This window comes from Variovorax sp. BGA-UO-ETr-C22, assembly GCF_059567965.1.
Genome location: NZ_JCAQPA010000011.1, coordinates 2,628,043 through 2,651,030, shown reverse-complemented (window position 1 = coordinate 2,651,030; position 22,988 = coordinate 2,628,043). Strand labels below are relative to the sequence as shown.

Here is a 22,988-nt window from a genome sequence, read left to right as displayed (position 1 = left end):
CAAAAAAAGAAGAGGGAGTTCAGGCGGCGACGCCGATGGGCCACTTCGGCAGGCGGGCCTTGCGGTACGGCAGGGTGGTGAGGTCGAGCGTCACGGCGCCCGGTGCGCCGGCGTAGATCACGTGCTTGGCCACCTGGGAGTACGACGCGTAGAAGTGCTGCGACGACTTGACGACCACGATCTTCTTGGCCGCGAGGTCGCAGCCCAGCTGCGTGAACAGGTCGGTGCCCATGGCCTGGTTGCGCCGCGTGATCAGCACGATGTCGATGCCGTTCACCTCGACCAGCGCGCAGTCGCCCATGGCGGTGGGCGTGTTCGACAGGCCCGTCATCACCAGGTCTTCCTGCAGCGCCTTCACGGTGCATTCGAGGTCCAGCGGGTCGCCCGACAGCGGGCTGATCTTGCCGCCGATGCGCATCTGCAGCTTCGCGCCCACGCCGGCGTCGAAGGCGATGCGCACGGCGATCGGGTCCCACATCGGGCCCAGGGCCGCGTTGGTGATGCTGCGCTCCAGCATGCGGCGCAGGATGAAGGTGGAGTCGCTCGCCGCGCCGCCGCCGGGGTTGTCGGCGCCGTCGGCCAGCACCACGGGGCCGCCGTCGAAGGCCAGGGCCTCGTCGAGCGAGTCGTCGATGCTGGGGTAGTTGACCGTGAGGCCGTCGCGCATGCCGATGACTTCGTCGGCCAGCTGGCGTGCGAGCGCATTCGCCTTGGCCTGATCGCCGTCGGTGTAGACCAGCACCTTGGTGCCCATCTCGGGCACGTCGCCCCACGAGAAGCCGTGCGTGAGCGAGACCGAGAGCACGCCGTCCTTGCCTTCGAGCGCCTGCATGCGCTGCACGAAGCTGCGCGCCGGTTCGCGCGACGTGTGGACGGTGACGATGATGTCGCAGTCGACCATCGCGACCACCGGCTTGACCTTGCCTTCCACGGCCGCGGCGCAGATGTCGACGAGCTCCAGCCCGCGTTCGAGCACGTCGGTGTGCGGATACTCCTTGAAGGAGACCATCACGTTGGCGTTGTCCACCATGGCGGGCGTGAGGTGGTTGTGCGGGTCGAGCTCGGCGCCGATCACCACGTCAGGGCCCACGATCTGGCGCACGCGCGCCAGCATGTCGCCTTCGCAGTCGTCGTAGCCGTCGGCCACCATCGCGCCGTGCAGGCCGAGCAGCACCATGTCCACCGGCAGCGCGGCGCGCAGGTCGTTCAGCATTTCGTCGCGCAGGGTTTCGTAGGCATGGCGCGTGGTGATGCCGCTGGGCTGCGCGCCCGCCACCATGCCTTCGAGCAGCGTCCAGCCCTTTTCCTTGCCGCGGATGCGCGCGGCCCACAGCGGGCCCGAGTAGATCGTCAGCGCATCGGGATGCTGGCCGGCGGGGAAGTAGCCGCGGTCCTTGAAGGAGGCGATGCCGGTCGGCATCGGGCCGAAGGTGTTGGTTTCGGTCGCGAGGGAGGCACTGAAGACACGCATGGTGATTTCTCGTGGGGAAGATTGGTGGGGAGGGAACGCGGATCAGCCGGCCGTACGCAGGCGCTGCGGGCCGAGCATCTCGGCCGTGAGCCCGAAGCCCGCGATGCGCTCGGGCAGCGGCAGGCCGCGTGCCAGCGCGGCGCAGGCCTCGCCCATGGCGGCCGAGGTCTGGATGCCGTAGCCGCCTTGCGCCGCGACCCAGAAGAAGCCGGGCGCGTCGGGCGCGAAGCCGCCCACCAGGTCGCCGTCGGCCACGAAGGAACGCAGGCCGGCCCAGGTGCGCGTGGGCCGGCGGATGGCGAGCGTGGTCGCCTCCTCGATGCGGTGCATGGCGATGGCGATGTCCATCTCTTCGGGCTGCACGTCCTGCGGCTCGACCGGGTCGGCGTTGGCCGGCGAGCCCAGCAGCATGCCGGCGTCGGGCTTGATGTACCAGCCCTCGTCGGCGGCGAACACCATCGGCCAGTGCGCCACGCTCTGGCCCTCGGGCGGCGCGAAGATGAAGGCCGAACGGCGGCGCGGCTCGATGCCCAGCGGGCGCACGCCGGCCAGCTGCGCGATCGTGTCGACCCAGGCGCCGGCGGCGTTGAGCACCACGGGCGCTTCGTACACCGCGCCGCCCGCCGTCACGCGCCAGCGGTCGCCCACGCGCTCCATGGCCGTGACGTCGGCGTCGCACACCAGCTTGCCACCGGCCTGGCGCATGCCGCGCAGGTAGCCCTGGTGGATGGCGTGCACGTCCATGTCGGAGGCGTCGGGTTCGTACACCGCGCCAGCCACCTGCTCGGGGCGCAGCGCCGGCACCATCTCGCGCGCCTGCTCGCCATCGAGGCGCTGGGCGCCGACGTTCATGGCGCGCAGCAGTTCCCAGTGCGCTTCGAGCTCGTGCAGGTGCTCGGTGCCCGCGACCATCATCGCGCCGCGCGGCGTGAGCAGCGGGTGCTCGGCAAAGCCTTCGGGCGGGTGTTCGAGGAAGGCGCGGCTGGCCATGGTGAGGGCACGCACCTGCGGCGTGCCGTAGCTCTCCATGAAGAGCGCGGCCGAACGGCCGGTGGAGTGGTAGCCCGGCTGGGCTTCGCGTTCGAGCAGGATCACGCGGGCATGCGGGGCGAGCCAGTGGGCCACCGAGGCCCCGGCGATGCCGCCGCCGATCACGAGGTAGTCGGCCACGACGGGAGTGGTTGTGCTTGTTGTCATCGCCGAAAAGTGTAGGTAGAAATTTGCGGATACGCAAATTGATTTGCGCCAACCAAGGGGAAACCATGGGTGCACCACCGAGGTGAAATTTGCGTACACGCAATTTGCGCATACGCAAAACGCATGCCGGGGCTGTCGCGCCGTGCGTGGCCGGCCGGGCGCGGGGCTGGCAGAATCACCCGGCATACCTAGAGAAAGCCAAGCGTGACTCCACACACAGGGAACCGGGGCGGGGCGAAGCCGAAGGAAGAGCCGCCCACGCTGGACCGCACCACTTTCGGCCATCGCCTGCGCACCGCGCGCAAGCGTTTCGGCTGGACGCTGGCGCAACTGGCCGAGCGCTCCGGCGTGTCGATCACCACCATCTCGCGCGCCGAGCGCGGCCAGCTCGCGCTCGGCTACGAGAACTTCACCGCGCTGGGCCGCGCGCTCGAGATGGACATGAACGCCATGTTCGCGGGCGCGGGCGTCAAGCCCGAGCAACTCGACGGCCCGGTCGTCACGCGCGCGGGCAAGGGCGTGGTCTACAAGGGGCTGGCCATCGCCTACGAGTTCCTGGGCACCACCGCCGCCGGCAAGCAGATGAGCCCCATCGTCGGCACCGTGCACGCGCGCCGCATCAACGGCCCCGAGGACTTCGTGCGCCACACGGGCGAAGAGTTCGCCTACGTGCTGTCGGGCGAGATCGACGTGTACTTCGACAACGGCGAAGTGGTGCGCCTGGCGCGCGGCGACTCGCTGTACTTCGACAGCCGCCTCGGCCATGCCTACGTGAGCGTGAGCCGCCAGCTCGCGAAGATCGTGGGCATGACCTCGGGGGAGAGCGGGCACATGAAGTCGGCGCGCGAGGCGCCTGCGATGAAGCCGGCGCGCAAGACCGTGGCGGCGAAGAAGACCGGTCGGGGCGGGAAGGGGTGAGCTCGTCGCCGGCCGGCATGGTCCGGGTCTATGTCTACGGCGCCGAAGCGACCTACAGCGGCGTCTGCGATTTCGAGTGGGATGCACCGGCCGTGGGTGGCAGGCACAAGCTCATGCTCTTCCTGGCGCAAAGTGAAGACGTCCCTCGCGAAGAGGATGCTGCGTCGGAGCTCGCGAAATTCGGATTCGTCGACCTTCGCCTTTGGGAAGGGCGCCCGGTGGATGTCGAGGCGCTGAACGATCCTCGGATGCACGCGTTCCGGAAACACTACGAAGGCGCATTCGAGGAGGGGTGCTCGATCGTCTGGTATCCCTAGCTGCCAGTAGACGGAAGGGCCTTCACTTCAAGAGCTTGAAGGTTGAGCCCGAGCGAGCACCTCGCCAGAATCGCAAATTCCGACCGACATGAAGGAGACATGACGATGTCAGAGCACCGAATTTTCGCGATGCCGTTCGCCAAGGTGTACCCCATGTACGTCCAGAAAGCGGCGCGCAAGCAGCGCACGAAGGACGAAGTCGATCAGGTCATCTGCTGGCTCACCGGCTACGACGCGGCGGGGCTGCAGCAGCAGATCGAACAGCAGAACGATTTCAGGACCTTCTTCGCGCAGGCCCCGGCGCTGCACCCGAACCGCGCGCTGATCAAGGGCGTGGTGTGCGGCGTGCGCGTCGAGGAAGTCGAAGACCCGCTGATGCAGAAGATCCGCTACATGGACAAGCTGGTCGACGAGCTGGCCAAGGGCAAGGCGATCGAGAAGATCCTGCGGACGTAGTGCGAATGGGGCCTGCCTAGCCGGTCGCCACGATGACATGCGCCTGGATCTTCCCAGCCACCGGGCCGGTGCCATGCCGGCTGGCAATCGCCTCCTCCGCGCGGTCGGTCGCGAGCTGGAGCAGGCTTGCGTCGCGCGCCTCGATCTCGTTGCGCAGCGGCGTGCCCTGGCAGTAGGCCACCGCCACCTCGCGTGCCGAGGGCGAGTGGCTCAGCTTCTCGTGCGTCTGGACCTCGATGTCGGTGAACCCCGCGCGGCGCAGGTCGTCGCGGATCTGTGCGACGTCGTGGTAGCCGTGCGGCGTGCGCGCGAGAAAGCGCGGCGGGTCGTCCGGGAACACGGTGGCGACGGCGCGGGTGACGTCGTCGGCGAAGGCGTTGTCTTCGATGCGGTCCCAGACGCTGAACACGAAGCGCCCGCCGGGTTTCAGCACGCGACGCGCCTCGCTGTAGCCGGCAACTCTGTCAGGGAAGAACATGGCGCCGAACTGGCACAGGACCACATCGAACGAGGCGTTCTCGAACGGCAGGGCGAGCGCATCGGCCTGCCGCCATTCGATGCGGTTGTCCCTCGCCTGCCGCGTGACCGCGTAGTCGAGCATGGCGGGGTTGAGGTCGGTCACCACGTAGCGCGCACCGGCGCCGAGCTGGGGTGCCAGCATCCGCGTGACCGCGCCGCTGCCGGCCGCCGTTTCCAGCACCGCGCCGGGCGAGAACGCAGCGACCAGGGCGGCCGCGTCGACGGCGTAGCCCTCGAAGATCAGGGGGACCATCAGCGTGTCGTAGAACTTCGGGATCGAGCCCGCGAACACCTTGTCGCTTTCGTCGGCCATGGGAACTCCTTGAAAGCTCTGAACAGAGCGGGCCTGCTCCCTTGCTCCAACGAGTCCGTTGCCTGTTCGGGCATGCGTGACGGGGACGATGGGCCATGGTGGCCCTGCCAGGCATCGTCGTCAACGCCGTTGCGCGGGCGTCCTCCCCTGTAGTGGGTACCGGAGATGTTGCCGGGCGTTTCGGGCGCGCCGATCGGTCGACCCCCTAACGGCCGCGGTCCCCATCGCGCACCGATTCGATCGTGCCGTTGTAGATGCGCACGATGCCGAAGAAGGTGCCCGGACCCCGGTCGTAGGTCCATTCCTCCATCGGTACGCATTGATTGGCCAGCACCGCCTCGGGGCTGCCCGGCCGATAGGGCGTGAGGACCCAGCCCAGCTGCACCATCGGCACGCAGACCATCTGCCGGTAGACCGGCTCGCCGCAGGTCTGGAGCAAGGTCGCGGGCGACGCTCCTTTTCCGACGAGGTAGCCGTTACAGGCGAGGGACTGGGCCGAGGCGGAGCCGGCAGCGAGCAGGGCTGCGGCTGCGATCGACAGCCCGGTGGCCAGGCGTGTGAAACGAGTCACACCCGGCATCGTTGACCTTCTTGAATGCTTCATGTGCGCATCGCTCACTCACGAACCAGTTGGGCGTACCGCCAGAGGCCCCAGATTGCGCCGAAGGTGATGCCGATGCCCACGCTCCAGCCCGCCGGCACATCGAATCCGATGGCCAGGATCAGCATCAAGCCGACGCTGACCAGCGCGATGAACGTCAGCGTGACGAAGTCGAAGCGCGCGACCTCGACGGCGTCTTCCGCCACGCTGCGGTTGCGCTGGCCGTGCTTGCGGCGCAGGCCTCGGAACAGCAGGACATCGAGAACGAAATCGAAGATGCCGACGACAAGGTCGGCCAGGATGCTCCACATCGGGACGCTCCATTTGCGGTGACACCCTGGGTTGTCGCTGTGCGCTCAAGGGTCCGGCCCGGGTGGTGCGGCGGAGCCGGGCGAAATGTTAGCGCGCTTCCGGCAAGGCAGGCCATCGTCCTCCGACCCGCTTCACGCCGGCATCTTCGGCGGCCAGTTGTGCGTCTCGCCGCGGCCCTCGCTGCACCACGCATACAGCGCGTCGTATATCACCAGCCCATGCTGCAGCATGGCGTGGTCATCGGCGAACACGCGCGACAGGCCCAGCGAGATGGCGTAGAGCCCCGCCGACTGCGGCGTGAGGTCGAGCCGCGCGGTGTCCGCGCCGCGCACGATGTCGGCCATCTGGTGCAGCGCAGGGTCGGCGAGCCGGTACTTCGCGAGGAAGGCGTCGAAGCTGCAGCGTTCGCCGACGTGGCTCATCTCCACGCCCGGAATGTCGTAGGACGTGGCGCCGGTGCTTTGCGCCATGGCCAGCACGTCGGCCGGCGGCACGTAGAGAAACTCGGCCTCGCGGTCGATGAAGCGCAGGATCAGCCACGGGCAGGCGATGCGGTCGATCTTCGGGCGTTCGCGGGTGATCCATTTCATGGCGTGGCTCCTGGGTCGGCAGGCTTGGGCTGGAGCGGCCGGCCGGCGGCCTGCCAGCCGTCGATGCCGCCGCGCAGATAACGGGCGTCCAGGCCCGCGGCGCGCAACCGCAGGGCCGTGCTGCGTCCCACCTCGTGGCCGTACACGCAGTAGACGACCAGCGCGCGATCGGCCGGCAGTTCGGCGGCCCAGCGATCGACCGCCGCCGGGTCGCGCCAGCGGGCACCGGGGAGCATCGACGCGGCCTGTGCGAACACGCCGGCACGGCGCACGTCGAGCAGCATCGAGCCGGCCACGTCGTCCTGCGCCGCGCCGAAGGGCTCGCTGGCGGCGTGCACCGCCTGCTGGTAGCGCGCGTACACCGGGGCCCAGTCGATGTTGGCCATGAAGGCATCGACGTACGCGCCGGCGGCGGCGCCGTGGTCCAGGTGGTAGGCGTGCTCGTACATGTCCAGCGCCAGCAGCGGCGTGCCGCCCGCCAGCGCGTGGGTGTGGTCAGCAGCCCATTGGTTGACCAGCGTGCCCTCGCGCGGCTGGAAGGTGAGCAGCACCCAGCCCGAACCGCCGCCAAGCGCCTTGCCCATCGCTGCGAATTCCTCGCGCCATCGATCGACGCTGCCGAAATTTGCCGCCAGGGCGAGCGCCATGGCGGGCTCCATCGACCGGCCATCGCCGCCGAGCGAGGCGAAGTACAGCTCGTGCAGCAGCATCGAGTTGCTGGCGATGAGCTCTTCGCGCTTGAGGCCGTTGAGCGCGAAACCGGGCATGGCGGTGAACGATGCCGTGGCGAGCTGCGCGCGGATGGCGTTGAGGCGCCTGACGGCGCCGCCATAGTTGTTCTGGTGATGGCTGTTCAGAAGCTTCTGCGACAGCCCGCGCAGCGTGGCGGGGTCGAAGGGCAATGGTTGGGGCCGGGCGTCCATGGGAACTCCTTCAGCGCGGCAGGGCAGACAGCCACGTGAGCGCCAACCCGATGGCCGCGCAGGCACCGAGCAACGTCATCACGCCGACCTTGAAGCGGAACAGGGCGATGGCCGCGGCCACGGCCATCACCGCCGAGATCGCGTCGAAGCGGCCTGCGAAGCCGTGCGGCCAGAGCACGTGGTACGCGAAGAACAGCGCCAGGTTCAGGATCACGCCCACCACCGCCGCGGTGATCGCCGACAGCGGCGCAGTGAAGCCCAGCCGGCCGTGCGTGGCCTCGATGGCGGGCCCGCCGGCCAGGATGAAGATGAACGAGGGCAGGAAGGTGAAGAAGGTGACGACGGTCGCCGCCAGCGCGCCGCCGAGGAACAGCGAGTCGGGCCCCAGCACCTGCGTCAGCCAGCCGCCGACAAAGCCGACGAAGGCCACGACCATGATGAGCGGGCCCGGCGTGGTTTCTCCCAGCGCCAGCCCGTCGATCATCTGCGTGCCGGAGAGCCAGTGGTACTGCTCGACGGCCCCCTGGTACACGTAGGGAAGCACGGCATAGGCGCCGCCGAAGGTCAGCAGTGCGGCCTTGGTGAAGAACCCTCCCATCTGCGTGAGCGTGCCATGCAGGCCCTGGGTCGCGACGAGCACGCCCATGGCCAGCAGCCACAGGCCCAGGCCGATGCCCAGGATCCTGAGCAGGTGCGCGCGTGAAAAGCGCGCGTGCGCCGGCGTGGGCGTGTCGTCGTCGATCAGCGCCGGGCCGTAGTGCTGCTGCGCGCTGCCATGGCCGCCGCCGAGCGCGAACACCTCGGGCGCCCGTCGCGCGCCGAAGTGGCCGATGAGGCCGGCGGCCAGCACGATCGCCGGAAACGGCGCATCGAACGCGAAGATGGCGACGAAGGCCGCGGCGGCGATGCCCCACATCCACCGGTTCTTCAACGCACGGCTGCCGATGCGATGCGCCGCATGCAGCACCAGCGCGGTGACCGCCGGCTTGATGCCGTAGAAGATGCCGGCCACCACCGGCACGTTGCCGAAGCGCAGGTAGACCCACGACAGCGCGATGAGGATGAACAGCGAGGGCAGCACGAACAGGGTGCCGGCCACGAGGCCGCCGCGCGTGCGGTGCATGAGCCAGCCAATGTAGGTGGCCAGTTGCTGCGCCTCGGGGCCGGGCAGCAGCATGCAGAAGTTCAGCGCGTGCAGGAAGCGCTTTTCGCTGATCCAGCGCCGCCGCTCGACCAGCTCCGCATGCATGATCGCGATCTGCCCGGCGGGCCCGCCGAAACTGATGAAGCCGAGCTTGAGCCAGAAGCGAAACGCTTCGGCAAAGGAAATGGGCGTGGGGGGCGCAGGAAGCGCGGAGGGGGCGTCAGGCAAGGCGGTGTCCACGGAAAACTCCGTTGAGGGTCACCAGCGCTTGGACGGGACACCGTCTTGCTTTGCAGCGCGGGAGGCTGTTTTCCCGCGGAAGGGCATCGTAGCAGTGGCCGTTCCTGCTGGCAACGCAGGGCCCTCAGGCCCTCTTCACGTTGCTGGAACGCACCCGTGCGTCTTTTCGGTCAGCGCACCTGCGCGCACACGCGCTTGAACACGATCCCGCTCACCGTGGTCGGACCGCCCACGGCCTTCCACTCGCTGCGCCGGGCGAGGTCGATGTCGTGCACTTCCAGCGGCCCGTTGTGGCTGATGACGCGGCGCATCTTTTCGCGCCGGCCCTTGCAGTCGTAGTCGTAGAGATAGCGCGAGGTGCGAAACGGGGTCTTGCCCACGTCGGTCTGCAGCTCGTCGTAGCGGTAGAGCGTCCACGCTTCCACGGCATCGCCATGCGGCTTGATCGAGTCGCGTTGCAGCAGCACCTGCTTGCGAGGGGTGGTGGCGATTTCGGTCCAGGTGTCGGCGGCTTGTGCGGGGACTGCAGTCAGCAAGGTCGCCGCAGCGCAGGCGGAGGCGACGAGGTGGCATGCCAGCACGGCGCGGTGCTTGGGCAGACGAGGCTTCATTGGTTTCACTCCCTGTGAATCGGTGGGCAAGCAGGCGAAGAATGCCATGCATCGCCGCGAGCGAGAACCTGCGCCTCACGTCGCGATGAACGCCGAAGGCTTCTGCCCGAGCCGCTTGCGGAACATGGTGGAGAAGGCGCCCGGGCTGTCGTAGCCCAGCTGAAGCGCCACCGCGGTCACCGAACGGCCCGTTGCCAGTTGGGCCATGGCCGAGAGCAGGCAGGCCTGGCTGCGCCATTCGGCGAACGCCATCCCGGTGTGCAGGCGGAAGAACCGGCTGAAGGTGCGCTCGCTCTGGTGCAGTTGCTGCGCCCAGGCCAGGGGCGAGGTGCGCACGTCGGGCGCGTGCAGGAAGGCGATGCACAGCGCCGCCAGCCGCGGCTCGCCCGGCAGCGGCGCGAAGAAGGGCAGGGCCGCCGCGCGGCCGACCTCCTGCAGCACCAGCGACATCAACAGGCCGTCGCGGCCGCGTTCGTCGTACAGCGCCGGCACGTCGATGGCCTCGATCAGCAACTGCCGCAGCAGCGGCGACACGGCCAGCACTTCGCACTGCGGACCGCCGCGCGGCGCGGCGGCCGGCTCGATGTAGAGGCTGCGCGTGCTGACGCCCACCATCCGCACCCGGTGCGGCTTGCCGGCCGGAATCCAGACACCGCTGTGCGGCGGCACGACCCAGGCGCCGTCGTCCGTGCCCACCTCCATCAGCCCGGTCGCGCCGTAGAGAAACTGGGCGCGGCGGTGGCTGTGCATTTCCAGCAGGGTGCCGGGCGCGTAGTCGGTGCCGATGGCCAGCACGGCGCGGGGCGTGGGGTCGAGGGTGTCGAGAGGCTGGTTGCGCACGGCAGCGGATCAGTGGGTTGGCCGGAACGCAAATATTGTTGACCGAACATCGCAAGCGCGCCAGACCCTCGGACTCTAGCCTCGAGGCTTCTTTCCGTGTCGATGGAGTGCCTTGTGTCGTTGTATGTGATGTTGGTGGTGTGCGGATGCCTGACGGGCGTCACCACCGTGCTGTTCGGTTTCGGCGGTGGATTCGTCGTGGTCCCGTTGCTCTACCAGCTGCTGTCCCAGCTGAATGCGGCCGACAGCGCCGTCGGGCAGTCGGCCATGCAGATCGCGGTGGCCACGTCCACCTGCGTGATGGTCTTCGGCGCGCTGCTGGCCACGTGGCGCCATCAGCGAGCGGGGACGCTGGACTGGTCGCACATCCGGCCGCTGCTGGGCGTGATCGGCGCCGGCGCGGTGCTGGGGGCGCTGGCAGCCACCGCGGTCCACGGGGAATGGCTGCGCCGGGCATTTGCCGCGTACCTCGCGCTGACCATCGTGGACTGCTGGCTGCGCCCCGGCTTTCTTTCGCCGGCCGTGGCGGGCAAGGCTGCGCCCTCTCTCACGGCCACGACGCTGTCGGGCCTGGCGATCGGCTGGATTGCTGCCTTCCTTGGCGTCGGCGGCAGCGTGATGACGGTGCCGCTCATGCGCCGTCGCGGCATCGAGATGAGTCGCGCGACGGCCATGGCCAATCCGCTGTCGCTGCCGGTCGCGCTGGCGGGCACGGCCACCTACGTGGCCTTGTCCGCCACCTCGACGCCGGCGTTCGGACCGTGGCATGTGGGGTATGTCGACGTGCGCGCGGCGGCGGCGCTCGTGGTGGGTTCGTGGATCGGCATCCGCGTCGCCGCGCTGTGGATCGGGCGCATTCCGGACCGCGTCCACGCCAAGGTCTACCTGGCCTTGTTGATCGTGGTGTTCGGGGCGATGGTGGTGCGCTGAGCGCACGGCACCGTCCCGCTTCACGCCATCGATGCGCCCAGCAGGAAGTCCGTGACCTCGTCCGAGAACACGCTGCGCCGCGCACCGATGAGCACGCCGTCCGCGTCCTGCGGGTCGGGCCGCGCAGGGGGCATGCCGTGGGCCACCAGGGCCTGGGCGCAGCCGACCCAGTCGCCGCCTTCGACGGGCTCGTTGAGCGAGGCCCACGACAAGGTGCCGCAGGCGTTGTCGCCGAAGCCGTGCGGCGCCTGCCAGTCGGCACCGTGTGCGAGCAGGAACCGGGTGAGCGCCGCATCGCCGCAGAACACGGCATGGTTGAGCGCCGAGGCGTCCCAGTCGCCACCACGGACTTCGAGCGGCCAGCCGAGCGTGACCATCGCCTTCACCGCGTCGCTGCAGCCCTGGGCGGCGAGCTCGGGCAGCAGGCGAAGCTGCGTGGTGTCGAGCGAGCCGAGGAGGCCGGGGTGCCGCGCCTGCAGCTCGCGCGCCGTGGCTTCGTCGCCGCGCGCGCATGCGGCGATGAAGGCTTCGCTGATGGAGAGTGGCGTCGGGTCGCCGCTCGCGGCCTGCAGCAGTTGCGCGACCTCCGTCAGCCCGAAGCGCAGGGCGACGATGTAGGCGGGTGTGCCGTCTTGCGTGAACACGTTGGGGTGCGCGCCAGCGGCCAGCAAGGCCTCGATGTGCGCCGGTGAACGGCGGCGGCGAAGGGCCCACAGCAGCGGCGAACCCCAGTCCGAGATGGGCGGACCCTGCGGCGGCTCGTTCGCGTCGCCGCCGTGTGCGAGCAGGAGGAGCAGCGTCTGGACGTCGTCCAGGTCGAGCACCCGGTACAGCGCGTTGGAGCCCGTCACGCGCGCGCCGGCTTCCAGCAGCAGCTTCGTGCAGGCGGGCTGGTCCAGCGAGTGGTACAGCGACTCGCCGTCGTTCGGGTCGGCCCCGGCGTCGAGCAGCAGCTTCGTCAGCTCAGGGTCGTGGTTCTGGCCGGCCGCGCCGTACAGCGCGGAAAGCCGCTCGGTGTCGGCCGGCGCTTCGAGCGATGCGGGAGGCCAGCGGTTGCCGGCGGACTGATCGGGCGAGGCGCCGGCCTCGAGCAGGAACTTCGCGCACGCGTGCAGGCGTTCGCGATGGCCCGGCAGTCGCATCAGGCCGGAATGCGTGACGGCGACGAGCGGCGGCAGTTGCAGCGGGCCGCCCGCGCGATGGACCCATGTCGGGTCTTGCGCGGTGGCGTGGCGCAGCGCGGCTTCATCGCCGATGGCGCAGGCCACCCAAGGGTCGCCAGCCGCCGTAAGGGCAGGGTTCTCGTCGCGCATGCGCAAGGCCGCCGCGGGCCTTGCGCGGTTCGTGCCACCAGCGATGTCGCCCGCGTACACGAGGCGCAGCCAATGGAGCACTGCTTGGGCCGGCTCATCGACCTGCGCCCTGCGGGCGAGGACAAAGCCCTGCAGGTCGGCCCACGACGCGAAGCCGTACTCGCGCGCCACGCACGACTGGGCATCGTGCAGGCGCAAGCCCTGGGCTGCGAGGGTGCCGTCAGTCTTGCCCGACGCAGCCGGCAGCGCGCTGCGAAATCGGTGAAAGGCCGCGGGATCGTTGCCGCGGTAGAGCGCCAGCAGTTCCTTGGCTTGCTTCTTCAGGTGGCCGATGTCGGGCCGGGCGGGAATGCGCTTCATGGAAACCTCCGTGCATCAGGCGCCGATGACCCGCAAATCCGGCTGCACAAAAGGCTGTGGATCGTCATGAAGAAGGCAAGTGGGTTCAACCCTTCCCGCGGGCCCGGGCGCGGCTTGCACCGCGGCCCGGATGGTAGCGGATCGGGTCAGGGCGACGCCACGCGCCGAAGTGCAGGTCACCGCTTGCGCGCCACGATGAAGGGGCGGTTCTCGCCACCCTTCGTCGCGTGGTTCTCGCTGGCAAGCACCTCGAAGCCGGCCGCCTGCAGATGCGCCCCGAGTTCTGCAGCCCGGAACACACCGGCATGCGGTGCCAGACCGATCGCGCGCATCGCGGGCAGCAAGGCCAGCCGCAAGAGCGGGGTCATGTCGCCGAGGCAGGGCGTCTTGGAGACGAACAGGCCCTGCGGCGCGAGCAGGGCGTGGATGCGGCGCAGCGTGCCGGGCAGGTCGCGCACCAGGTGGAGGTAGTTGAAGCCCAGGGCGACGTCGAAGAGGCCTTCGTCCGGTGCCAGCGTCTCGGCGGTCGCCACGCGGAACGCCAGGCCGGGCACCGGAGCGGCGGTGTGCTTCTCTTCGGCGATGGCGATCATGCCGTCGGCGATGTCCGTCGCCAGGTACGCGCGGACGTGGCCCGCGAGGCGCAGGGCCGTCGTGCCGGTGCCACAGCCCAGTTCGAGCACGCGCGCGTCGGGCTTGAACAGGGCGCGGGTCCGCTCGAGCGTGCGCGCGTAGCCGGCCTCGTCCGCGATGGCGCTCTTCGCGTAGCGGCGCGAGCTGCGGTCCCAGAATCTGGCGTCGTTCGCTAGGCTCATGGTCTTCGATGCGCGGTGTGTGGAAGGGTGCGGCGCACTGTAAACCGCCGCCTGGGTGCTGTCGCCGATTTGCACCGCTTCGCCCGCCATGTCGCTATGCTGGCGCCCGCCAATCACTCCAGGAAAAGAGACTCTCATGACCATGCGTACCTCGTCTTTCTTCTCCCTGCGTTCCGTCGCCCTGGCCTGCGGCCTGGCGCTGGGCGCCGTGGCCACCGCGCAGGCGGCGCCCGATGCGAAGCTGCTCGCCGCTGCCGAGAAGGCGCAGCCCGCCGTCATCGACAACCTGAAGGAGATGGTGTCCATCGAGTCGGGCAGCCTGAACGTCGAGGGCCTGATGAAGATGGCCGACGTGATCGAGGGGCGCCTGAAGGCGGCCGGCTTCAAGACGGAGCGCCGCAAGGCCTCGGCCGGTGCGGGTGCCGACATCGTCATCGGCACGATCAAGGGCACAGGCAAGCGCAAGATCATGCTGCAGGGCCACATGGACACGGTGTACGCGCCGGGCATCCTGAACAGCCAGCCCTACAAGGTGGACGGCAATCGCATCTACGGCCCGGGCATCGCCGACGACAAGGGCGGCCTCGCGGTGATGATGGCGTCGCTGAAGATCCTGGCCGACGCGGGCTGGCGTGACTACGACACGCTCACCGTGCTCGTGAACCCCGACGAAGAGGTGGGCTCGGTGGGTTCGGGTGAACTCATCGCCACCACGGCCGACCTGCACGACACCGTGCTGTCCTTCGAGCCGACGGCTGCCAAGGCGGTGGCCAAGGGCGAGTCGCTGCTGCTCGGCGCGGCCGGCATCGCGCAGGCCACGCTCGAGGTGAAGGGCCGCGCGGCGCACGCCGGCGCCGCGCCCGAGCTGGGCCGCAACGCGCTGTACGAGCTGTCGTACCAGATGCTGCAGACCAAGGACCTCGCCAAGGACATCCCTGGCGTGACGCTGAACTGGACCGTGGCACGCGCCACCGGCCCGATCAACCAGATCACCGAGAAGGCGCAGGCGCTGGGCGACATCCGCATCACGCAGCCCGGTGCCGAGAAGAAGCTCACCGAGGCGCTGCAGGCCAAGATCGCCAGCGGCAAGCTGATTCCCGACACCGAGACCACGGTGAAGGTCGAGGTGGGCCGCCCGGCCTTCGTCGCGGGCGCCAAGGGCCGCGCGCTGGCCGAGAAGGCGCAGGCGATCTACAAGGAGCTCGACCGCGAACTGGCGCTGACGCCGATGACCGGCGGCGGCACCGACGCGGGCTTCGCGGGCCGCTCGGGCAAGGCCACGGTGGTCGAGAGCTTCGGCCTCGCGGGCTTCGGCTACCACGCGCGCGACGAGTACATCGAGGTCGACTCGATCGTGCCGCGCCTGTACCTCGTGACGCGGCTGCTGACCGAGATCGGCAAGAACTGAGCTTGTAGCGCGCAGTGCGCCCGCGGCAGGGGCCGCGGGTTCACTGCGGTGCGTTGGGATCGCCCGGGCGGCGGCGATGGGCGGCAGCTGCCGCCGCGGCGGCCTGAGCCTGGGCTTGCTGCTGTTGCGCCTGCTGGCGTTGCATCTGTTCCTGCTGGTGCTGCTGCTGGCGCGCCTGGTTCTGCGCCGCCTGCTGTTGTTGTTGCATCTGCTGGCGCTGCATCTGCTCCTGTTGCTGGCGTTGCTGGGCCTGGGCGGCCTGCTGCTGTTGCATCTGCATCTGGCGCGCCTGTTCCATCTGGGCCTGGCGTTGCTGTTGCGCGGCTTGCGCCTGTGCCTGTTGTTGCTGTTGCAGCTGCTGCTGGCGACGGGCCTGCTCCTGTTGAGCCTGTTGCTGCATCTGCTGCGCTCGCTGGGCCTGTTCCTGCTGCGCCTGCCGTTGCCGTTGCTGTTGCTGGGCGGCCTGGGCCTGCTGCTGTTCCTGCTGGCGACGTAGCTGCTCCTGTTGCGCCTGTTGTTGCTGCATCTGTTGGCGGCGGCCCTGCTCCTGCTGGTCCTGGCGTTGTTGGCGCAACGCCTGTTCCTGTTGCTGCGCCTGCTGCTGGCGACGCGCCTGCTCTTGCTGGGCCTGTTGTTGGCGCTGCTGGTCTTGCGCGGCCTGCTGTTGCTGCATCTGCTGGCGACGGGCTTGGTCCTGCGGGTCCTGGCGTTGACGCAGTGCCTGCTCCTGTTGCGCTTGCTGCTGACGCCGTGCCTGTTCCTGCTGCGCCTGTTGTTGACGCTGCTGGTCTTGCGCGGCCTGCTGTTGCTGCATCTGCTGTCGACGGGCCTGCTCCTGCGGGTCTTGCCGCTGACGCAGTGCCTGTTCCTGTTGCGCTTGCTGTTGACGTCGTGCCTGCTCCTGCTGGGCTTGTTGCTGACGCTGCGGGTCCTGCGTGGCCTGCTGTTGCTGCATCTGCTGGCGACGGGCTTGTTCCTGCTGATCCTGGCGTTGGCGCAGGGCCTGGTCCTGCTGCATCTGCTGCTGACGGCGCGCCTGTTCCTGCTGCGCCTGCTGTTGACGCTGCTGGTTCTGCGCCGCTTGTTGCTGTTGCATCTGCTGTCGACGGGCCTGCTCCTGCTGGTCCTGGCGCTGGCGCAAGGCCTGTTCCTGCTGTACCTGTTGCTGGCGCCGTGCCTGTTCCTGTTGCGCCTGCTGTTGTTCGCGCAACTGGTTCTGGGTTGCCTGCTGCTGCACCAGCGCTTGTTGCTGTTGCTGGGCACGCGCCTGTTGCTGCAGCTGCTCTTGCTGCTGCGCTGCCTGCCATGCCGCCGCACCGGTCGGCGGGCCGCTGCGATCGCCTGCGTAGTTGTTGTTGTAGACGTTGCGCACGTTGTTGACCACCGTGGTCGAGCGCGAGACATACGTGCTGTTGTTGTAGACCACCGCAGGCCGGTAGGCCGGTGGCGGCGGTGCCGCGCGGTCGCGCCAGCGCGGCGCGCCCCAGTTCATGTTCCAGGCGTTCCAGCCCCAGCCGTGGCGCTCCAGCGCCGAGCCGACGATCACGCCGCTGCCGAAGGCCAGCGCGCCCACCGCGGCCACCTGGCCACGGCTGTAGCCGGGCTCGACCACCACCGGCGGCGGTGCATAGGCATAGCCGGGGTAGACGGCCACGGGCGTGTCGTACACCACCTGTGGGTCGTAGCGCGGCACGTACACCACGTCGGCCTGCACGGGCTCGATGGTGATGAGTTCCTCGGGCGGCTCGATCACCAGGGGGCCCGCGTACATCGGCTGCATGTCGGGCGCGGGCGTGTAGTTGGGCGGCGTCGCGGCGCGCGCCACGCGCAGCTTGTCGTTGTTCTTGAGGCGGCCGGCTTTCGACGCGCGCTGGCGCATCACCTGGATCGCGTTCATCACGTCGGCCGGGTCGTTGTAGTAGGCCTTGCCCAGCGAGGTGGTCCACGCGATGTTGCCGGCCATCTGGTCCATCACGGGCCGGAACGCGGTGAGTGACTTCACGCTCGGGTCCCACGGCTGCTGGTTGGCTGCATCGGCGAGCGGGCCGGCCTTGAGCGTGGGGTTCTGCTGCAGCCAGCCGTGGGCCGCGGTGATCTGATCGGGGTAGGTGGCTCCGGCCAGGATCTGCGCGACGAGCTTGTCGGGGTACAGCGCAATCGGTGCGACCAGCTGGTAGAGCTGCTCGGCCGAAGGCGGCGTGTAGGCGGCCGGCACCGGCGCGGCGACGGGCGCGGGGGCTGGTGCCTGGGTGGCCGGTGCTTCAGCGGCGGGAGGTGGTGGTGCGGGCTTGTCGCAGCCTGCAACGAACAACGCTGCGACGCACAGCGAAGCCATGAGGCGCCGCTGAAGGCGGGGGAGGCGGGGAGAGGGTGTCATCTGGCATGTCCTGAAGACGCCGGCATGGTGCCCGGAACTCCTTCAACGGCGGGCCAGAGCAGGCGATGACACAGCCTGCGCCCCGGATGCAACGGTCTGTGTCGGCGGTGCGCCGCCCGTCCTGTCGGCGCAGGACCACGAGACCACCGGGCGACGTGGCGATCGCCCGGGGAAGAACCTCTGTCGTTACTTGGCGCCGCCCGAATACTTGGTGACGCTGCTGGCCTTCACGTGGTAGCCGCTCACGCCCATCATCGAGTCGTTGCGCAGCGTCTGCAGCTTGCCGGTGACCCACACGGTGTCCATGGCGCGGAACTTGGCGCCCTTTTGCGGAATGACGTGCAGGATCTGGTTGGCCGGCGGCGGTGGCGTGTGGATGCAGGCGCCGAAGTAGGGCACGAGCAGGAACTCGGTGACCTCGCCCTTGGCCTCTTCGAGCGGCACGATGAAGCCAGGGATCTTCACTTCCACGCCGTTGAGCGCGGGGTTGGTGGGCGCGTTGTTCGACACCTCCTGCATCTTCATCAGCAGCTCGTTGGCGCGCGGGTCACCGTCGTCGAGCGTGCTCAGGTCGATGCCCTTGAAGGCCTTGGCCGGGTCCCAGTCCTTGGGCACCAGCTCTTCCCAGCTGATCTGGCGCGGCTGGCCCGCCGCGGCCTGGGGCGCGGTGGCGGCCGGCTTGCCGCCCAGCGGGTTGGTCGCGGTGGTGTCCTTCGGTGCGGGCTCGGCGGCCCAGGCGGCGGCTGCGAGGCCGGCGCCGGCCAGCAGCATCGACAGGGCGGTGAGCACGCGGGGTGTGGAGGTCTTCGTCATGGTCAGATTCTCGGAGAAAGGCCGTCGGCCAGCGACAGGCGGTAGGCCCGGATGCCGGGCAGCAGGCTCGCGAGCCAGCCGGCGACCAGCAGGCTCGCTGTCAGCAGCCATTCGTTCAGTGTAGGTTCGGACAGGCTCAGCGTCAGCCCGAACTGCGCCTGCAGCCATGGCGAGAGCAGGGCGATGCCGAGCACCGCCATCGTCACGCCCAGCAGCACGCCCAGCACGGTGACCAGCGCGCCTTCGAGCGCCAGCAGCGCCAGCACGTGGCGCAGGCCCGCTCCCACGGCGCGCAGCACGGCGAGCTCGCGGCGGCGTTCGTTCAGACCCGCCATCACCACCGACACCAGCCCCGCCAGGCTCACGAGCGCGACCAGGGCCGACATCAGCAGCAGCGCGTTTTCGCCGATGCCGATCACGCTCCACAGTTCGTCGAGCGCCACGCCGGGCAGGATGGCCATCAGCGGCTCGCCGGTGTACGTCGAAATCCAGCGCTGCACGCCGAACACGGCGGCGCGGTTCTTCAGGCCCACGAGCGCGGCCGTCACGTTCTTGGGCGTGAGGTCGAACTTGCGCACCTGCTCGGCGGGAATCTTCACGCCCGGCATCGGCGCGCCGCCCACCCATTCGAGGTGGATGGCTTCCATGGCCGCCAGGCCGATGTGCACCGTGCGGTCGACCGGCGTGCCGGTGCGCGCGAGCACGCCCACCACGGTGAAGGGCTTGTCGGCATGCTCGGCCACGTTGAGCTCGCCGCTGCCGTGCGCCAGCGTGATCTTCTGGCCCACGTGGTAGCCGAGCTTGTCGGCCACCTCGGCGCCGACCACGGCGTCGAACAGCGCGTCGAAGGGCTTGCCTTCGCGCAGCTTCAAGGTCTGGCGGTCGCCGTAGCGGAAGTGCGTGAAGTACTCGGGCGTGGTCGCGAGCACCGAGAAACCGCGGTGCGAATCGCCCAGCGACAGCGGCACCACCCAGTCGACGCCGGGGTGCGCCTGCAGTGCCTGCACACTCTTCCACGAGATGTTGTTGGTGGCCGCGCCGATGCGGAACACCGAGTACAGCAAGAGCTGCGTGGAGCCGGTGCGCGCGCCCACGATGAGGTCGGTGCCCGAGACCGACGAGGCGAAGTTCTCGCGCAGCTCGGTGCGGATGCGCTCGACGCCCAGCAGCAGGAAGGTCGACAGCGCGATCGAGAACACCGTCAGCGCGAGCGTGAAGCGGCGGTTCCAGGCGCTGCGCCATGCGATCGAGAAAAGAGCTCTCATGCGTCCACCGCCATCGCGCTCGATGCCGCACGGTTGATCTCCGGCAGCAGCACGTGCCGCGCGAAGCGTGGCGCGATGCGCTGGTCGTGGCTCACGAACACGAGCGCGCTGTGGTTCACGGCGCAGGCCGTGAGCAGCACGTCGAGAAAGGCTTCGCGCCGGTCTTCGTCGAGTGCGGAGGTGGGCTCGTCGGCAATGACGACCTCGGGCTGGCCGATGAGCGCGCGCGCCGCGGCCACGCGCTGCTGCTGGCCCACGGACAGCTGCAGCGCCTGGCGCTTCCACAGCGCGCGGTCCAGGCCCATCTGGTCGAGCAGGTGCTCGGCTTCGTCGCGCGAGCTGCCGTTGCGCGCGGCCTGCGCCTCGCGGCGCGCCGAGAAGCGGCAGGGCAGCAGCACGTTGTCGAGCACGCTCAGGTAGGGCAGCAGGTTGAACTGCTGGAAGATGTAGCCCACGTGCGCCACGCGGGCGCGATCGCGCTGCGTGCCCGAGAGCTTGGCCCAGTCGTGGCCCAGCAGCGTGACGCGGCCTTCGTCGGCCACCAGCACGCCGGCCAGCAGCGACAGCAGCGTGCTCTTGCCGCAGCCGCTCGGGCCGTGCAGGAACACGGATTCACCCGCCGTGATGCGCAGGGCCTCGATGTCGATGCAGGGTGTCTTCACGCCGGGCCAGGTGAAGCGCAGGGCTTCGGCGGCGAGCACGACGCGCAAGTGCGTGGTCTCGGCCTGCGGGAGGGTGCTCACGCTGTCACTTGCCCAGCGTCAGGCGGGAAGGCTGCGCCGCCTGCGCGCCGCTCGGGCGCTTCAGCTGGCGCTTGAACTGGCCTTGCGCGCTGGCGATCTGCACGTCGATCTGGCGTGCGCCCTTGAAGGCCGTAAACAGGTTCAGGTCGATGAACTTCGCGGCGGCGGCCTGTGTGCAGTTGAAGGAGAAGGAAGCGTCGAGGTCGGCATGCCCGCTCGATTCGGCCGGGTCGGGGTTGCCCAGGCCGAGCGCGCCGGAGCGCAGGTCGACGGGGCCGAGCTTGCAGTTGGCGGCGGGGTCGATGGTGAAGAGCTTGTCGGCCGCGCGCAACTGGGCGATGGCGGCTTCGACGGTCTTCTTCTCGGCGTCGGTCTTGGGCGCGCGCTCGAAGCCGACGATGTTGTCCAGCGGCGATTCCATGGCGATCACGATGGTGGGCCCGTCGATGGCCACGTCGAGCTTGAGCTGGCCGTGCACATGCGCGTGCTGTTGTTGCGCTTGTGCGGGAAGGATGGCGGCCGCGAACAGCGCGGCGGCGGTCAGTGCGAAGCCGGACGACGTGCGTCGAAGTCGGGTGTGCAGGGTGTGCATCATGGTTCTGCGCCTTGCCGGGTCGGCAGCCCCGGCGTGTTGCTCCATTCGCTCCAGCTGCCGGCATAGAGCGCGGTCGTCCCGAACCCCGCGATCTGCATCGCGAGCAGGTTGGGCACGGCGCTCACGCCGCTGCCGCACTGGTGGACGACGGTCGCCGCATCGCGCCCCGCGAGCAGTGCTTCGAACTCGGCGCGCAGTTGCGCGGCGGGCTTGAACTTGCCGTCGGGACCGATGTTGTCGGCGAAGGGCCGGTTCAGGGCCCCGGGGATGTGACCCGCGATCGGGTCCAGAGGTTCCACCTCGCCGCGGTAACGTGCACCGGCACGCGCGTCGATCAGGTTCTGGTCAGGCTGGCCGAGCCGGCGCACCACGGTGTCGGTGGTCACGAGCCTGGCGATCGGCTCGCCCTGTACGAAATTCGACTGGAAGCGCGCGGGCTCCTCGCGGTCGGTCACTTCGCCGCCCGCGGCCTGCCAGGCCTGCAGGCCGCCGTCGAGCACGGCCACGGCGTCGTGGCCCATCCACTTGAGCATCCACCACAGGCGTCCGCAGTAGTTGGCGCCGTTGCGGTCGTACACCACGGCCTGCATCGTGTTGGAGAAACCCACCGACGAGAGCCAGGCCGCGAACTTCTCGCGGCTGGGCAGCGGATGGCGCCCGCCCGAGGCGGGCACGCCGTCGTCCTGTGCCACCACCACGTCGCCGCGCGCGCCGGGCAGGCCATGCTTGGCGCTGAGGTCGGTGTCGAGGTTGGCGTACTGCGCGCCCGGGATGTGCGCGGCGGCATACAGCTGCGCGCCGGCCTCGGGCTTCATGAGGTCGAAGCTGCAGTCGAACACCATGAGGGGCGAGTCGCCCTCGCGCAGCTGCCTGAGTTGTTCGACGGAGATGAGGGTGGTGTACATGGCGGGAGCTCCTTCGAAAAATGGTTCGGCGATGGGTGCCGTGGCTGCTGCGTTCAGTGTTCCTCGGCCGGCGCCTTCGGCACGGCCCGCTGCCGCAGCACGGTGGCCGCGATGCCGCTGGCGATGATCAGTGCCATGCCGCCCCAGCCGGCCGCGTCGATGCGGTCGTCGAACAGCACCACGCTGTAGAAGGCCGCGAACACGATGCCCGAATATTGCAGGTTCGCCACCACCAGTGTGCCGGCCTGGGTCTTGGCGGTGGCGTAGGCGCGGGTCATGCACAGCTGTCCGAGGGCGGCCAAGAGGCCGATCGGCAGCAGCCACAGCGCATGCTGCCACGTCCACGAACTGCCGCCCGAAAACCCGGTCGCGGCCGTGGCGAAGGCGCCGGCCACGGCCGAGCCGACCGCGAAGTAGAAGACCGTGCGCAGCTCGGGCTCGCCGATGCGCGACAGCGCCACCACCTGCATGTAGGCAAAGGCGGCCGTGACGCCCGACAGCAGGCCCAGCATGCCCGCGAAGCCGTCGCCACCGCCCACCGTGGGCTTGAGCATGAGCACCACGCCGGCAAAGCCCGCGAGCACGGTCATCACCAGCGGGCCCTGCAGCGGCGGGCGCTCGATGCGGCCGTCGCGCCCGGGCACCGGCACCCAGGCCAGCAGCGCGCCGCCGACCAGGAAGGCCGCGACCCACACGCTGCTCATGTAGTTGAGCGTGACGGCCGTGGCCAGCGGCATGTGGGCGATGGCGTAGAACCACGCGCCCAGCGACACCACGCCGATGGTGCTGCGCCAGGCGTGCATGCCGGGGTACTTGGTGGCGAGCGAGGTGCCGCGGTTGCGCGCCAGCAGCCAGAGAAACACGATGCCGATGAGGCCGCGCCCCAGGACCATCTCACCGCTGTTGAACCATTCGGAGGCCACCTTCACGACCACGCTCATGGTGGCGAACAGAAAGGCCCCGAGCACCATCCACAGCGCTTGCATCGATTGACATCCAGATCAGAAAAAAG

General features: G+C 69.3%; 24 protein-coding genes. 5 read left to right on the top strand and 19 right to left on the bottom strand.

Annotated elements, in window-relative coordinates; genetic code table 11:
• Nucleotides 1–19 precede the first annotated feature (19 nt).
• Complete coding sequence (locus tag AC57B8_RS32425) at nucleotides 20–1,471, bottom strand: M81 family metallopeptidase (RefSeq protein ID WP_496481856.1); 1,452 nt, start codon at nucleotides 1,469–1,471, stop codon at nucleotides 20–22.
• A 42-nt stretch (nucleotides 1,472–1,513) separates the two neighbouring features.
• Nucleotides 1,514–2,668: an NAD(P)/FAD-dependent oxidoreductase gene (locus AC57B8_RS32420; protein WP_496481855.1), complete on the bottom strand. Its 1,155-nt coding sequence runs from the start codon at nucleotides 2,666–2,668 to the stop codon at nucleotides 1,514–1,516.
• A 204-nt stretch (nucleotides 2,669–2,872) separates the two neighbouring features.
• Here AC57B8_RS32420 and AC57B8_RS32415 point away from each other — a divergent pair, with 204 nt between their 5' ends.
• From AC57B8_RS32415 to AC57B8_RS32405, 3 genes are all read left to right on the top strand, one after another.
• On the top strand, nucleotides 2,873–3,586 hold the full coding sequence (locus AC57B8_RS32415; RefSeq protein WP_390345616.1) for a helix-turn-helix domain-containing protein: 714 nt from the start codon (nucleotides 2,873–2,875) through the stop codon (nucleotides 3,584–3,586).
• Nucleotides 3,583–3,903, top strand: a complete 321-nt coding sequence (locus tag AC57B8_RS32410) for a hypothetical protein (RefSeq protein ID WP_496481854.1) — start codon at nucleotides 3,583–3,585, stop codon at nucleotides 3,901–3,903. Before AC57B8_RS32415 ends, AC57B8_RS32410 begins: the two co-directional genes overlap by 4 nt.
• Before the next feature lie 105 nt (nucleotides 3,904–4,008).
• The gene (locus AC57B8_RS32405) at nucleotides 4,009–4,359 is read left to right on the top strand and encodes a DUF2200 domain-containing protein (protein WP_496481853.1); all 351 of its coding nucleotides are present in this window, start codon (nucleotides 4,009–4,011) and stop codon (nucleotides 4,357–4,359) included.
• A 16-nt stretch (nucleotides 4,360–4,375) separates the two neighbouring features.
• On the opposite strand, the gene AC57B8_RS32400 is transcribed toward AC57B8_RS32405, so the two are convergent.
• The 8 genes from AC57B8_RS32400 to AC57B8_RS32365 all read right to left on the bottom strand — a co-directional run bounded on the left by AC57B8_RS32400 (nucleotide 4,376) and on the right by AC57B8_RS32365 (nucleotide 10,452).
• The gene (locus AC57B8_RS32400) at nucleotides 4,376–5,191 is read right to left on the bottom strand and encodes a class I SAM-dependent methyltransferase (protein WP_062468863.1); all 816 of its coding nucleotides are present in this window, start codon (nucleotides 5,189–5,191) and stop codon (nucleotides 4,376–4,378) included.
• A 205-nt stretch (nucleotides 5,192–5,396) separates the two neighbouring features.
• Nucleotides 5,397–5,762: a DUF2845 domain-containing protein gene (locus AC57B8_RS32395; protein ID WP_496481852.1), complete on the bottom strand. Its 366-nt coding sequence runs from the start codon at nucleotides 5,760–5,762 to the stop codon at nucleotides 5,397–5,399.
• Nucleotides 5,763–5,806: 44 nt separating this feature from the next.
• The gene (locus AC57B8_RS32390; protein WP_496481851.1) at nucleotides 5,807–6,103 is read right to left on the bottom strand and encodes a hypothetical protein; all 297 of its coding nucleotides are present in this window, start codon (nucleotides 6,101–6,103) and stop codon (nucleotides 5,807–5,809) included.
• 132 nt (nucleotides 6,104–6,235) lie between these two features.
• A complete protein-coding gene (locus AC57B8_RS32385; RefSeq protein WP_496481850.1) occupies nucleotides 6,236–6,694 on the bottom strand; it encodes a chromate resistance protein ChrB domain-containing protein in 459 nt (152 codons plus the stop codon).
• Nucleotides 6,691–7,617, bottom strand: a complete 927-nt coding sequence (locus AC57B8_RS32380) for a Fe-Mn family superoxide dismutase (protein ID WP_496481849.1) — start codon at nucleotides 7,615–7,617, stop codon at nucleotides 6,691–6,693. Before AC57B8_RS32380 ends, AC57B8_RS32385 begins: the two co-directional genes overlap by 4 nt.
• Nucleotides 7,618–7,627: 10 nt before the next feature.
• The gene (gene chrA / locus AC57B8_RS32375; RefSeq protein ID WP_496481848.1) at nucleotides 7,628–9,001 is read right to left on the bottom strand and encodes a chromate efflux transporter; all 1,374 of its coding nucleotides are present in this window, start codon (nucleotides 8,999–9,001) and stop codon (nucleotides 7,628–7,630) included.
• 170 nt (nucleotides 9,002–9,171) lie between these two features.
• Nucleotides 9,172–9,612, bottom strand: a complete 441-nt coding sequence (locus AC57B8_RS32370) for a surface-adhesin E family protein (protein ID WP_495270925.1) — start codon at nucleotides 9,610–9,612, stop codon at nucleotides 9,172–9,174.
• Nucleotides 9,613–9,687: 75 nt separating this feature from the next.
• Nucleotides 9,688–10,452: an AraC family transcriptional regulator gene (locus AC57B8_RS32365; RefSeq protein WP_496481847.1), complete on the bottom strand. Its 765-nt coding sequence runs from the start codon at nucleotides 10,450–10,452 to the stop codon at nucleotides 9,688–9,690.
• 129 nt (nucleotides 10,453–10,581) lie between these two features.
• On the opposite strand from AC57B8_RS32365, the gene AC57B8_RS32360 reads away from it, so the two are divergent.
• Complete coding sequence (locus AC57B8_RS32360) at nucleotides 10,582–11,382, top strand: sulfite exporter TauE/SafE family protein (protein ID WP_496482257.1); 801 nt, start codon at nucleotides 10,582–10,584, stop codon at nucleotides 11,380–11,382.
• A 20-nt stretch (nucleotides 11,383–11,402) separates the two neighbouring features.
• On the opposite strand, the gene AC57B8_RS32355 is transcribed toward AC57B8_RS32360, so the two are convergent.
• Both AC57B8_RS32355 and AC57B8_RS32350 read right to left on the bottom strand, forming a co-directional pair.
• Nucleotides 11,403–13,055 (bottom strand): ankyrin repeat domain-containing protein, encoded by a 1,653-nt coding sequence (locus tag AC57B8_RS32355; protein WP_496481846.1) that lies wholly within the window; start codon nucleotides 13,053–13,055, stop codon nucleotides 11,403–11,405.
• 176 nt (nucleotides 13,056–13,231) lie between these two features.
• On the bottom strand, nucleotides 13,232–13,870 hold the full coding sequence (locus AC57B8_RS32350; protein ID WP_496481845.1) for a class I SAM-dependent methyltransferase: 639 nt from the start codon (nucleotides 13,868–13,870) through the stop codon (nucleotides 13,232–13,234).
• Nucleotides 13,871–14,006: 136 nt separating this feature from the next.
• Here AC57B8_RS32350 and AC57B8_RS32345 point away from each other — a divergent pair, with 136 nt between their 5' ends.
• Nucleotides 14,007–15,278, top strand: coding sequence for a M20/M25/M40 family metallo-hydrolase (locus AC57B8_RS32345; RefSeq protein ID WP_062468836.1), 1,272 nt, complete (start codon nucleotides 14,007–14,009; stop codon nucleotides 15,276–15,278).
• A gap of 40 nt (nucleotides 15,279–15,318) precedes the next feature.
• Here AC57B8_RS32345 and AC57B8_RS32340 read toward each other — a convergent pair whose 3' ends face one another.
• The 7 genes from AC57B8_RS32340 to AC57B8_RS32310 all read right to left on the bottom strand — a co-directional run bounded on the left by AC57B8_RS32340 (nucleotide 15,319) and on the right by AC57B8_RS32310 (nucleotide 22,962).
• On the bottom strand, nucleotides 15,319–17,613 hold the full coding sequence (locus tag AC57B8_RS32340) for a DUF3300 domain-containing protein (RefSeq protein ID WP_496481844.1): 2,295 nt from the start codon (nucleotides 17,611–17,613) through the stop codon (nucleotides 15,319–15,321).
• A 228-nt stretch (nucleotides 17,614–17,841) separates the two neighbouring features.
• Nucleotides 17,842–18,468, bottom strand: a complete 627-nt coding sequence (locus AC57B8_RS32335) for a DUF3299 domain-containing protein (protein ID WP_070061814.1) — start codon at nucleotides 18,466–18,468, stop codon at nucleotides 17,842–17,844.
• Nucleotides 18,469–18,470: 2 nt separating this feature from the next.
• Nucleotides 18,471–19,733 (bottom strand): ABC transporter permease, encoded by a 1,263-nt coding sequence (locus AC57B8_RS32330; RefSeq protein ID WP_070061815.1) that lies wholly within the window; start codon nucleotides 19,731–19,733, stop codon nucleotides 18,471–18,473.
• Nucleotides 19,730–20,476 (bottom strand): ABC transporter ATP-binding protein, encoded by a 747-nt coding sequence (locus tag AC57B8_RS32325; RefSeq protein ID WP_095946849.1) that lies wholly within the window; start codon nucleotides 20,474–20,476, stop codon nucleotides 19,730–19,732. The genes AC57B8_RS32330 and AC57B8_RS32325 overlap by 4 nt, the downstream gene beginning before the upstream one ends.
• 4 nt (nucleotides 20,477–20,480) lie before the next feature.
• Entirely contained in the window at nucleotides 20,481–21,071 is a 591-nt protein-coding gene (locus tag AC57B8_RS32320) for a DUF2796 domain-containing protein (RefSeq protein WP_235926706.1), read from the bottom strand.
• Entirely contained in the window at nucleotides 21,068–21,976 is a 909-nt protein-coding gene (locus tag AC57B8_RS32315) for a sulfurtransferase (RefSeq protein WP_062468825.1), read from the bottom strand. The genes AC57B8_RS32320 and AC57B8_RS32315 overlap by 4 nt, the downstream gene beginning before the upstream one ends.
• A gap of 53 nt (nucleotides 21,977–22,029) precedes the next feature.
• Nucleotides 22,030–22,962: a DMT family transporter gene (locus AC57B8_RS32310; protein ID WP_235926703.1), complete on the bottom strand. Its 933-nt coding sequence runs from the start codon at nucleotides 22,960–22,962 to the stop codon at nucleotides 22,030–22,032.
• Nucleotides 22,963–22,988: the final 26 nt, after the last annotated feature.

Bases quoted from the DNA above. Each gene is read 5' to 3' on its own strand.
- AC57B8_RS32425 (WP_496481856.1), bottom strand. From the start codon at position 1,471: ATGCGTGTCTTCAGTGCCTCCCTCGCGACCGAAACCAACACCTTCGGC.
- AC57B8_RS32420 (WP_496481855.1), bottom strand. From the start codon at position 2,668: ATGACAACAAGCACAACCACTCCCGTCGTGGCCGACTACCTCGTGATC.
- AC57B8_RS32405 (WP_496481853.1), top strand. From the start codon at position 4,009: ATGTCAGAGCACCGAATTTTCGCGATGCCGTTCGCCAAGGTGTACCCC.
- AC57B8_RS32400 (WP_062468863.1), bottom strand. From the start codon at position 5,191: ATGGCCGACGAAAGCGACAAGGTGTTCGCGGGCTCGATCCCGAAGTTC.
- AC57B8_RS32390 (WP_496481851.1), bottom strand. From the start codon at position 6,103: ATGTGGAGCATCCTGGCCGACCTTGTCGTCGGCATCTTCGATTTCGTT.
- AC57B8_RS32385 (WP_496481850.1), bottom strand. From the start codon at position 6,694: ATGAAATGGATCACCCGCGAACGCCCGAAGATCGACCGCATCGCCTGC.
- AC57B8_RS32380 (WP_496481849.1), bottom strand. From the start codon at position 7,617: ATGGACGCCCGGCCCCAACCATTGCCCTTCGACCCCGCCACGCTGCGC.
- AC57B8_RS32370 (WP_495270925.1), bottom strand. From the start codon at position 9,612: ATGAAGCCTCGTCTGCCCAAGCACCGCGCCGTGCTGGCATGCCACCTC.
- AC57B8_RS32360 (WP_496482257.1), top strand. From the start codon at position 10,582: ATGTTGGTGGTGTGCGGATGCCTGACGGGCGTCACCACCGTGCTGTTC.
- AC57B8_RS32355 (WP_496481846.1), bottom strand. From the start codon at position 13,055: ATGAAGCGCATTCCCGCCCGGCCCGACATCGGCCACCTGAAGAAGCAA.
- AC57B8_RS32350 (WP_496481845.1), bottom strand. From the start codon at position 13,870: ATGAGCCTAGCGAACGACGCCAGATTCTGGGACCGCAGCTCGCGCCGC.
- AC57B8_RS32345 (WP_062468836.1), top strand. From the start codon at position 14,007: ATGACCATGCGTACCTCGTCTTTCTTCTCCCTGCGTTCCGTCGCCCTG.
- AC57B8_RS32340 (WP_496481844.1), bottom strand. From the start codon at position 17,613: ATGGCTTCGCTGTGCGTCGCAGCGTTGTTCGTTGCAGGCTGCGACAAG.
- AC57B8_RS32335 (WP_070061814.1), bottom strand. From the start codon at position 18,468: ATGACGAAGACCTCCACACCCCGCGTGCTCACCGCCCTGTCGATGCTG.
- AC57B8_RS32330 (WP_070061815.1), bottom strand. From the start codon at position 19,733: ATGAGAGCTCTTTTCTCGATCGCATGGCGCAGCGCCTGGAACCGCCGC.
- AC57B8_RS32320 (WP_235926706.1), bottom strand. From the start codon at position 21,071: ATGATGCACACCCTGCACACCCGACTTCGACGCACGTCGTCCGGCTTC.
- AC57B8_RS32315 (WP_062468825.1), bottom strand. From the start codon at position 21,976: ATGTACACCACCCTCATCTCCGTCGAACAACTCAGGCAGCTGCGCGAG.
- AC57B8_RS32310 (WP_235926703.1), bottom strand. From the start codon at position 22,962: ATGCAAGCGCTGTGGATGGTGCTCGGGGCCTTTCTGTTCGCCACCATG.